The following is an 8,901-nucleotide window of genomic DNA, read 5'->3' on the forward strand; positions in this document are numbered from 1 at the left end:
ACATATAAGAAAGATGCAAAAAAAACTAAAACAGACGTCTGTGCCTGATTTTATTTATTATTCAATAGAAAAACACAACAAATATCCCATATATGTATTACACATGCCATCAAACAATATAATTGAAATAGGCTACAATATAATAAACACCGATCTGGTCATTGGCGAAAAAATTCATTTCAGGACACTAAGCAATCGTTCTTTATATTTTAACCTCACCCAACCCCCATTAATCGCCACAATAAAAGATGATGTGTTTTGCACTCTTCATGATTACTATAACCACAATAATGAAACGAAATCCACTATTGACAATTACATATCAAAAATAAAGGATAATCATAATACCCCATGGTTATTAAACAACGAAAATGTTCAGGAATAAAAAAAAGAGACAATTCCCGAGATAAAACAAAAGAGCATAAACATATGAACCGGAAATTCTATTTCAAAAATATCCTGTGGGGAATGTGCCCCATTATAATATCCATATTGCATCTGATATATGACACACCAACAGAAGCATCGATAAAAGTTGACTTATTTCTGATACTCAGTGGCCTGGCCCTTCCTTGTTCAATATACCTGACAAAAACAATCACACTAAAATACACATCCATATCATTCTGGAAAAAACCTCTTTTCTGGTCTTATGGTATATATCATTTTCATCTTGTTTATATAATGACATGTATAGTTTTAGCAATACCTTCTGCAATTATCGTTTTATTCTTTCACTTTTATCAAAACATCACCAGAAACTGGAAGTGACAACCGCAATAATGAACATAAAAAGGCAAATCAGAATGGCAGTAAATCAATAAAGTACCATTTCATATGAATCATCAGAAAAACGGTGGACGCGACATCCAGCACGAGGCAAAACACAGCAACAAAATAAGCCGGATATCGCGCCCTGTACTTTTCTAACTCAACTCCCGGCATTGTGCAAGTTTTAATCGCAGGTGGATTCAGAGCCACGCCCCCATTGATTCAGCCTGAAGACACGTATATCCTTGGAGAAAGCAGGAATCTCATTGCTGTGAAATTCCTTACAGAATCTTCAGCCCCATTTTATGGGGCTTTTTTTGGTGCCCCCACGCTGTTACCACACTTTCGGGATGCGAATAAAAAAGCCCACAGTTTTTACACTGCGGACTTTTGTTTTTTCTTTGTGATTTGTGTGCAAGGGTGCGACTTTCGACCGAACCTTTGGCAACCGGATAGCGGGGACTGTTGTCCCCGCTGCGGTTTCTTACGGTTTACACTGCAAGAACGCCGCAATTTCCGACCACATGAAGCTTACCCTGAATTCACACGGTGATGCGTGTAACACCCAGACGGTCAGCAACATGGTCAGGCATAACATGCCCACAATGATCGTTTTTTGCGGCATAGCACTTGCTCCTTTTACAGAGAGGCGCTAACCTTCCACTTGCTGAAGGTAGATGGTCAGGGCCTCGGGTTAACGTTTAAGTTGACTCGGGGCCTTTCCACATCCGGCCTTCAGGTAATCCTTCCAGCCGTCAGCCGAAAGGCACCCGCGCGTAATGTACTGGTTTTCAGAGAGGTCCGCAATCTTCCGGTGACGAGATCATCTGCACACGCCCCGGTGGGACGGGCTAACGGTATATTCAGGTGCAGGATCTCTCTGTCTGGTGCGTTTTTAAATTGTCAAACGCACCCTGGCGGCAAAATCAGCCACCTTTTTTCGCATCAACAAAACGCCCAAAACGCTGGGTAAAGCGTGCAACATTACCTTCTGAAGCGACAGTTCTCAGTTTACCTGTATAAAACGGATGCGACTTAGAAGAAACGTCAATTGTAACATATGGGTAAGTTACACCATCCAGTTCAATTACCCGGTCAGTTTTGATCGTCGAACCGATCCTGAAGTACTCATCAATACTGGTATCGTGAAATACTACTGTACGGTATTCCGGATGGATATTCGGTTTCACAACAGTTTTCCCCCTTTAAGTGAAAATTCCGCATAAAGGTACATATTCAGACGGTCAGATTCAACTGTCTGTTCTTATAACCTCACTCTCTTTCAGTATTACAATATGTTATATAATTATAAACTGGACTTCCCGAAAAAATCCATTAAATAAGAAGCGAGCCGTTGCGGAGGCTTGCTCTCTCCTTTAACCTCATGTGCAATATCCGTAACGCGCTCACATAAATCATCATCTGATAATATAACAACACCCATTATTTTATTCTGACCTAAAAACTTCTTATGAAATAAACGTTTACCCGACGTATCTGATCCCGCTGTTTTTACCTGTATCCTTTAACATACTTGAGAAGCCCGCTGAAAAAATATACCGTAAAGGCGGTTCTCTGTCTTCCATAAACCTGTCGGATAAGAAGGGCATTAAATGAAAACCAAAAAAGTTATGATGATTGCACTGGTCAGCTCTGCGCTGGCTCTTTCAGGATGTGGAGCCATGGGCACAGCGATCAAAAAACGAAATCTGGAAGTAAAAACCCAGATGAGTGAAACCTGAGGTAGCCTGAGTTTAACGGACACTCCTTCCTGAAATAGAATGGCATCAGAAGGAGCTAATAATGAGCAGAAAAACCCAACGTTACTCTAAAGAGTTCAAAGCCGAAGCTGTCAGAACGGTTCTTGAAAATCAACTTTCGATCAGTGAAGGCGCTTCCCGATTATCTCTTCCTGAAGGCACTTTAGGACAATGGGTTACCGCCGCCAGAAAAGGGCTCGGTACTCCTGGTTCCCGCACGGTGGCTGAACTGGAATCTGAAATTCTGCAACTGCGTAAGGCGTTAAATGAAGCTCGCCTTGAGCGAGATATATTAAAAAAAGCAGCTGTAGATTCAATCTGTCAATGCAACACCCCTTTCAATTATCTCTTTCACTGCCCGCGACGGTATCGGTTATCAGTTTGACCTGCTGGCTAACGGTGAAACCGTACTGCGTGATGCATCCGGCGAAAAACGCATCAAGGGTGAAAAAGACGGTCGTATGCTCATGAATGTTGGCCTGAATGCGGAAATTCGCGACAACATCCGCTTCGGTCTGGAGTTTGAAAAATCGGCATCTGGTAAGTACAACGTGGATAACGCGGTGAACGCCAACTTCCGTTATTCCTTCTGATAAAAACAAGGGGCCGCCTGCCGGCCCTGATACAGAGGATGTTGTGATTACTTACCCAGCATGCCCTGCTCTTCGATAAAGGCGATGATGTTTTGCAGACCTTCACCACTTTTCAGGTTAGTGAACCCCCATGGGCGTTCTCCGCGCATACGTAAAGTATCACGCTCCATTACCTCGAGGGAGGCGCCCACGTATGGTGCAAGGTCAGTTTTATTGATCACGAGGAAGTCGGATTTGGTGATCCCCGGACCGCCTTTACGCGGGATCTTTTCTCCTTCTGCCACATCTATGACATATATGGTAAGGTCCGCCAGTTCGGGGCTGAAGGTCGCACTCAGGTTGTCGCCGCCGCTTTCCACAAAGATCAGATCGAGATTACCAAATTTCTCACTCAGTGCTTCCACGGCTGCCAGATTCATTGATGCGTCTTCACGAATGGCTGTATGAGGGCAGCCCCCCGTTTCGACACCGACAATGCGTTCCGCTTCCAGTGCTCCGGCCTCAGTGAGAATGCGTTGATCTTCTCTGGTGTAGATGTCGTTGGTGACTACGGCTAATTGCCAGGTGTCACGCATGGATTTGCAGAGGGCTTCCAGAAGCGCGGTTTTACCTGAGCCGACCGGACCGCCGACGCCGACACGCAGCGGTTGCTTGATTATGTTCATTTTATTTTCTCCTAAGAACGGAATAATCGGGAATACTGGGTTTCATGTCGCGCGGAAGCGATAGATGCAAGTGGCGTTGCTGAACCAATTGCGTGATCCGGGGTTGCAAGGGCACTGTCCATGTTCGCCGCATAGCGGGCACACAGGCGCATAATTAACTGCTGGGCAGCCAGCTGGCCGTAGGGTACCAGCCTGACGCCCGCCATCACTGCGCTTTCAATCCAGCTGTAGCCAAGGCTCAGGGCCAGGTCTGAAACGGATATTTGCCAGCGTACGCCGAGCCATGCCATACCGGTTAACTGGCTTTGCTGGCATAGTTTGCGCCATTCGGCCGGGCAGTCGGGCTGCCAGTCGACCAGAAGTCTGGTGAAGGCTGCACCGCGGTTACGTTCTTCATCGCGTAGCTCACGGGTTTCCCTGCAGGCCAGCAGATAAGCGGTCCAGCGCCCGGCACTGTCAGGATCGCCCGCTTCACAGGCCCGGTATAGCCGGGCAAGCAGTGGCAGGTCGACGGCAAAAAAACTCTGTTCCATCTGCAACTGCTGCCAGTGTTCAAAGGCGGCGCTATCTTCTACCCAGCCTGCTTCCACTGCCCACTCCAGTCCCTGGGACCAGCTGTAGCCTCCAACAGGGAGGCTGTTACTGGCAAGCTGCATCAGCCGCAGACGTTTTTCCGGAGTCGGCATTCAGTGGCTGTGCTCCTGATCGTGATTATGGGCGTGCGACTTGCTGGCGTAAGCGCCGGCTTCCGGCTCAAACGGAAGATGTGCAAAATCAACATCCAGCCCAAACTGGCGCAGCATATCATCGAGGACGTGATCGTGATGGTAGCGCAGCTCTCCGGGCATTATTTGCAGCGGAACGTGGCGATTGCCGAGATGCCAGCAGGCTTTCGCGAGCATAAAAGGATCTGCGCAGCGCACTACAGAAACGGCTTCATCAGCGGCGATCACCTTAATGAATTCATCACCGTTTTCGTTACTGAGAATATCACCATCGCGCAGCAGCAGACCGCGTGGCAGCAACAGTCCAGCCTGACGTCCATCGTTAAGGGTGACTTTAATACGGCTTTTTACCCGCATGTCAACAGGGAGGGTAACGCTGGCAGTTGTCTGAGCCGGGGTCTCCACCCGCCGGGTCAAATAAAGCATTTGTGCTCCTTAAAACAGGAAATAACGTTGCGCCATTGGCAGAATGTCCGCCGGTTCACTGGTTATCAGTTCGCCGTTGATACGCACTTCGTAGGTTTGTGAATCCACGGTTATATCAGGCAACAGGCTGTTGTGGCGCATATCGGCTTTTTGTACTGTGCGGCAGCCTTTTACCACAGCAGTTGTGCTGTGCAGGTTAAGCTGTTCAGCGACGCCATTTGCTGCTGCTGCCTGCGACAGGAAAGTCACACGACAGCGGTGACGGGCACTGCCCAATGCAGCGAACATTGGGCGATAGTGCACCGGCTGCGGTGTGGGGATAGAGCCGTTGATATCACCCATCGGCGCCATGGCTATCATTCCGCCTTTGACGATAGTCGCCGGTTTTACGCCAAAGAACGCCGGGGACCAGAGCACCAGATCCGCCAGTTTTCCCACTTCAATCGAGCCGACTTCATGAGCAATACCGTGGGTTAATGCCGGATTAATGGTGTATTTAGCGATATAGCGCTTCACGCGGACGTTGTCGTTATCACCACTTTCTTCCGGTAACGGGCCGCGCTGAACTTTCATCCGGTGTGCCACCTGCCAGGTTCGTAACACTACTTCTCCGACGCGTCCCATGGCCTGCGAATCGGACGAGGTGAGGGAGAACGCGCCAAGGTCGTGCAGGACGTCTTCCGCGGCAATGGTTTCCTGGCGAATGCGCGATTCGGCAAAGGCTACGTCCTCGGCGATATCCGGGTCAAGATGATGGCAAACCATCAGCATGTCCAGATGCTCATCAATAGTGTTGACGGTATAGGGTAGCGTCGGATTGGTTGAGGAAGGCAGAATATTGGGGTGCGCGCAGGCGGTGATAATATCCGGAGCATGACCACCACCTGCACCTTCTGTATGGAAGGTATGGATAGTGCGCCCGCCGATGGCAGTCAGAGTATCCTCAACGAATCCTGATTCGTTAAGCGTATCACTGTGTAGCGCAACCTGAACGTCCATTTCGTCGGCTACAGTCAGTGCGCAGTTGATTACCGCAGGTGTAGCTCCCCAGTCTTCGTGAATTTTGAGGCCGATAACCCCGGCCGCGACCTGCTCACGAAGCGCATCCGGATTGGAGCAATTGCCTTTACCCAGCAACCCGATATTGACCGGCAGGCTGTCTGCAGCCTGCAGCATTTGATAAATGTACCATGGTCCTGGGGTACAGGTTGTGGCGTTAGAACCCGCTGTCGGGCCAGTACCGCCACCGATCATGGTGGTAATGCCGGATGTCAGCGCTTCTTCAGCCTGCTGTGGGCAGATCCAGTGAATATGCGTATCGACGCCACCTGCGGTAACGATCCTGCCTTCTGCGGCAATAATTTCCGTGGATACGCCGATTGGGATAGTGACGTTGGGTTGTATATCAGGATTACCGGCTTTGCCGATAGCAAATATCCTTCCATCTTTGACGCCGATATCGGCTTTAACGATCCCCCAGTAATCGATGATCAGGGCATTGGTCAGCACCAGATCAGCGCAGCCGGCGGAGAGCATTTGCCCCTGTCCCATACCGTCGCGGATTACTTTACCGCCGCCGAATTTGACCTCTTCGCCGTAGGTAGTTAAATCATCTTCGACCTCGATCCACAGCTCAGTGTCTGCCAGACGAATTTTATCACCGGTGGTAGGGCCGAACATGTCAGCATAGGCCTGGCGTGAAATATTACTCATCATTTGCCTCCAGCTCACCCATTATATCTCCGCGGAAACCGTGCACGATACGGGCACCGCTCAGCGCCACCAGTTCAACCTCACGCTTTTGGCCTGGTTCGAAGCGCACTGCAGTTCCGGCGGCGATATTGAGACGATAGCCTCTTGCCTTCTGGCGATCGAACTTCAGTGCCGGGTTAACCTCCGCGAAGTGATAATGGGAACCGACCTGAATTGGTCGGTCTCCGTGATTTTCAACGATAATACTGCAGGTAGCCCGGCCGATGTTAAGCTCTATATAGCCAGGTTTAACCTTATATTCTCCAGGGATCATCTGTTACCTCAGATTATCGGATTATGGACGGTAACCAGCTTGGAGCCGTCCGGAAAGGTGGCTTCGACCTGGATATCGGGGATCATTTCTGGTATGCCTTCCATGACCTGCTCGCGACTCAGGACATGCCGTCCTTCTTCCATCAGCGCAGCGACGCTTTTGCCGTCGCGAGCGCCCTCCATTATAAAAGCGCTAATCAGGGCCACGGATTCGGGATAGTTAAGTTTCAGGCCGCGGGCCAGACGACGCTCTGCCAGCAGTGCAGCGGTAAACAGTAATAGTTTGTCTTTTTCTCTTGGAGTCAGTTCCATAGCGTTCTCTTAAGTCAGCCAGATCCGGGGAAGTACCGGTGATTTGTCAGTCAGTTGCGGCCGCATAAATTGCCAGATATCACGCATTACCTGCTGGCAACGCAGATTATCATCACTTAAAAAGCGAACTGTCAGTAGACCATCGGTGAGCGTGGCTCCGGCGTAGTTTTCCAGTGGTGTGAGTTTTTCGCGTATGTCTTCCAGTTGCGTTTCATTCCCCAGGTAGAACAGCATCGTTCCCACCCATGGTTTCCGGGCAACGCAGGTAAGTTCTCCATTGGCCACGTGCAGACGCTCAATCAACAGCGGAGAACCGTCGACCCATATCTCCAGACGGTTAGCGAGTGTTCCGTGGCTGAAGGTTTCTCCGATGACCGGACGTCCAAGGCACAGAAGATCCCAGGCCAGCAGTGTACTGGAGGACGACAGATGAAACACGGTATGCAACGTGGCGTGAGCGCCGGGAAAAAAAATCGAATCCTGTGGCAACCACTCCAGCGTTGCGTTATTGCACAGCGTCAGGTTTTGCTGAAGGTGCGCCTGCGCGCCGCTGCTGCGGTAAAATTTACTGGCACCAGGCATGGTGATCAGCGTATGGCAATCAGAGTCAATTATTGCGTTGATGATGAGTTCGTCACCGCCGACGATACCACCGGGTGGATGAAGCAGACAGAGGTGGCAGGTTTCTTCTTCGGGATAAAAAGGACGCTGAACAGTGAGCGGACCGACATGATGACGGGTGGTGAGCGTGGTTTTCCCGTGCAGACGCTGAAAACGGAGATCCAGCATGGCCTGCCAGCCTTTTTTATTTTGTGGTAACGCGGTACTGAGCAATCTTACGCCCCTGATAAATAAAGATAAAACGACAGTAAAGAGCCGGATTTCCTTGTTATATAAAAGATGATGCCTTTCCAGTGAGTTTTCGTCTGAATAATACGAATGTTTGTTTTCGTCATGAAGCGTTCCGGCTCCCGGGGCTATACATCGCCAGAAAAGCAATGCATATTGTCGGGATTATCCAGAGAATCAGGCAGAAAGATCCGACAATGGGCTGTGATTATGCCATCTGGCTCAGAATGATATCAAGGTGTTATGGGGATAACTTGCTGATACAATAGCAGTATGACAGATTCATTAATGCGGAAACTGCTCACTGAAACAGAGTGTTCATGACTGAGCACTGGTCGGGTCATGCAGATGATAATTTCCCCTTTTCTTGGGGAAGCGACAGTATTTTCATGCATGCCTGTCTTCAGTCATACGGGGAGAGCATCTGTGATACAGTCCATACATTTGTTGCGGACGTCGCTCCTGAGTCACTGACTGGTCTGCAAACAGTTTATCTGTACACGGCAGGGCTTCTGTGTGATATCGTTTTTCATATCGAGGGGGGGCCTCCAGAGATGAATGGAATAATAATATTTCCTGATGATATAATACCTTAGAGGATTTCTGTGTATGCTATTGTGAACATATTTTTTATTAAAAAGATGTTAGTGGTGTTGTAAAATAAAAGAATCAGTAACTATAAACGCCTTTATTGACATAAAGTTTTGATGATGAAGTTGAAGTTTGACCTGGTATAAATCAGTATTCACTTTACCAGGTTTTATAAAAATATATC

At 48.9% G+C, this 8,901-nt stretch carries 11 protein-coding genes and 3 pseudogenes; 5 read left to right on the forward strand and 9 right to left on the reverse strand.

Features of this window, described 5'->3' with window-relative positions:
• The coding region (locus HEN33_RS23125) for a hypothetical protein (protein ID WP_242460315.1) at positions 1-385 on the forward strand (385 nt) is incomplete at its 5' end.
• Positions 386-1,255: 870 nt separating this feature from the next.
• Here the strand turns inward: HEN33_RS23125 and HEN33_RS23130 are convergent.
• Both HEN33_RS23130 and HEN33_RS23135 read right to left on the reverse strand, forming a co-directional pair.
• The gene (locus HEN33_RS23130) at positions 1,256-1,396 is read right to left on the reverse strand and encodes a Hok/Gef family protein (RefSeq protein WP_001135715.1); all 141 of its coding nucleotides are present in this window, start codon (positions 1,394-1,396) and stop codon (positions 1,256-1,258) included.
• Between the two features lie 301 nt (positions 1,397-1,697).
• Positions 1,698-1,961 (reverse strand): type B 50S ribosomal protein L31, encoded by a 264-nt coding sequence (locus HEN33_RS23135; RefSeq protein WP_000803992.1) that lies wholly within the window; start codon positions 1,959-1,961, stop codon positions 1,698-1,700.
• A 423-nt stretch (positions 1,962-2,384) separates the two neighbouring features.
• Here HEN33_RS23135 and HEN33_RS26855 point away from each other — a divergent pair.
• The 3 pseudogenes from HEN33_RS26855 to HEN33_RS23145 form a co-directional block, all read left to right on the forward strand.
• Positions 2,385-2,510 (forward strand): annotated as a pseudogene (locus tag HEN33_RS26855) (complement resistance protein TraT); the annotation flags it as partial.
• Between the two features lie 64 nt (positions 2,511-2,574).
• A pseudogene (locus HEN33_RS23140) lies at positions 2,575-2,835 on the forward strand (transposase); the annotation flags it as partial.
• A gap of 49 nt (positions 2,836-2,884) precedes the next feature.
• Positions 2,885-3,124: pseudogene (locus tag HEN33_RS23145) on the forward strand (autotransporter outer membrane beta-barrel domain-containing protein); the annotation flags it as partial.
• A 47-nt stretch (positions 3,125-3,171) separates the two neighbouring features.
• Here the strand turns inward: HEN33_RS23145 and ureG are convergent.
• Genes ureG through HEN33_RS23180 form a run of 7 tightly spaced genes read right to left on the reverse strand, consistent with a single transcriptional unit; the run spans position 3,172 to position 8,066 of the window.
• The gene (ureG, locus tag HEN33_RS23150) at positions 3,172-3,789 is read right to left on the reverse strand and encodes an urease accessory protein UreG (protein WP_001021388.1); all 618 of its coding nucleotides are present in this window, start codon (positions 3,787-3,789) and stop codon (positions 3,172-3,174) included.
• 11 nt (positions 3,790-3,800) lie between these two features.
• Positions 3,801-4,475 (reverse strand): urease accessory protein UreF, encoded by a 675-nt coding sequence (locus HEN33_RS23155; protein WP_001142971.1) that lies wholly within the window; start codon positions 4,473-4,475, stop codon positions 3,801-3,803.
• On the reverse strand, positions 4,476-4,940 hold the full coding sequence (gene ureE / locus HEN33_RS23160; RefSeq protein WP_000966485.1) for an urease accessory protein UreE: 465 nt from the start codon (positions 4,938-4,940) through the stop codon (positions 4,476-4,478).
• Between the two features lie 9 nt (positions 4,941-4,949).
• Complete coding sequence (gene ureC / locus HEN33_RS23165; RefSeq protein ID WP_000065682.1) at positions 4,950-6,653, reverse strand: urease subunit alpha; 1,704 nt, start codon at positions 6,651-6,653, stop codon at positions 4,950-4,952.
• Positions 6,646-6,966: an urease subunit beta gene (locus HEN33_RS23170; protein WP_000612150.1), complete on the reverse strand. Its 321-nt coding sequence runs from the start codon at positions 6,964-6,966 to the stop codon at positions 6,646-6,648. The genes ureC and HEN33_RS23170 overlap by 8 nt, the downstream gene beginning before the upstream one ends.
• 8 nt (positions 6,967-6,974) lie before the next feature.
• On the reverse strand, positions 6,975-7,277 hold the full coding sequence (locus tag HEN33_RS23175) for an urease subunit gamma (protein ID WP_000424145.1): 303 nt from the start codon (positions 7,275-7,277) through the stop codon (positions 6,975-6,977).
• 9 nt (positions 7,278-7,286) lie between these two features.
• Positions 7,287-8,066, reverse strand: a complete 780-nt coding sequence (locus HEN33_RS23180; protein ID WP_000886249.1) for an urease accessory protein UreD — start codon at positions 8,064-8,066, stop codon at positions 7,287-7,289.
• 380 nt (positions 8,067-8,446) lie between these two features.
• On the opposite strand from HEN33_RS23180, the gene HEN33_RS23185 reads away from it, so the two are divergent.
• Positions 8,447-8,722, forward strand: a complete 276-nt coding sequence (locus tag HEN33_RS23185) for a hypothetical protein (protein ID WP_000134927.1) — start codon at positions 8,447-8,449, stop codon at positions 8,720-8,722.
• Positions 8,723-8,901 lie beyond the last annotated feature (179 nt).

Origin of the sequence: Escherichia sp. 94.0001, assembly GCF_013369155.2 — a bacterium.
Lineage (GTDB): Bacteria > Pseudomonadota > Gammaproteobacteria > Enterobacterales > Enterobacteriaceae > Escherichia > Escherichia coli_F.

Excerpts from the sequence above, each read along its gene's own strand:
- HEN33_RS23130 (WP_001135715.1), bottom strand. The coding sequence starts at position 1,396 with ATGCCGCAAAAAACGATCATTGTGGGCATGTTATGCCTGACCATGTTG.
- ureG (WP_001021388.1), bottom strand. The coding sequence starts at position 3,789 with ATGAACATAATCAAGCAACCGCTGCGTGTCGGCGTCGGCGGTCCGGTC.
- HEN33_RS23155 (WP_001142971.1), bottom strand. The coding sequence starts at position 4,475 with ATGCCGACTCCGGAAAAACGTCTGCGGCTGATGCAGCTTGCCAGTAAC.
- ureE (WP_000966485.1), bottom strand. The coding sequence starts at position 4,940 with ATGCTTTATTTGACCCGGCGGGTGGAGACCCCGGCTCAGACAACTGCC.
- ureC (WP_000065682.1), bottom strand. The coding sequence starts at position 6,653 with ATGAGTAATATTTCACGCCAGGCCTATGCTGACATGTTCGGCCCTACC.
- HEN33_RS23170 (WP_000612150.1), bottom strand. The coding sequence starts at position 6,966 with ATGATCCCTGGAGAATATAAGGTTAAACCTGGCTATATAGAGCTTAAC.
- HEN33_RS23175 (WP_000424145.1), bottom strand. The coding sequence starts at position 7,277 with ATGGAACTGACTCCAAGAGAAAAAGACAAACTATTACTGTTTACCGCT.
- HEN33_RS23180 (WP_000886249.1), bottom strand. The coding sequence starts at position 8,066 with ATGCTGGATCTCCGTTTTCAGCGTCTGCACGGGAAAACCACGCTCACC.
- HEN33_RS23185 (WP_000134927.1), top strand. The coding sequence starts at position 8,447 with ATGACTGAGCACTGGTCGGGTCATGCAGATGATAATTTCCCCTTTTCT.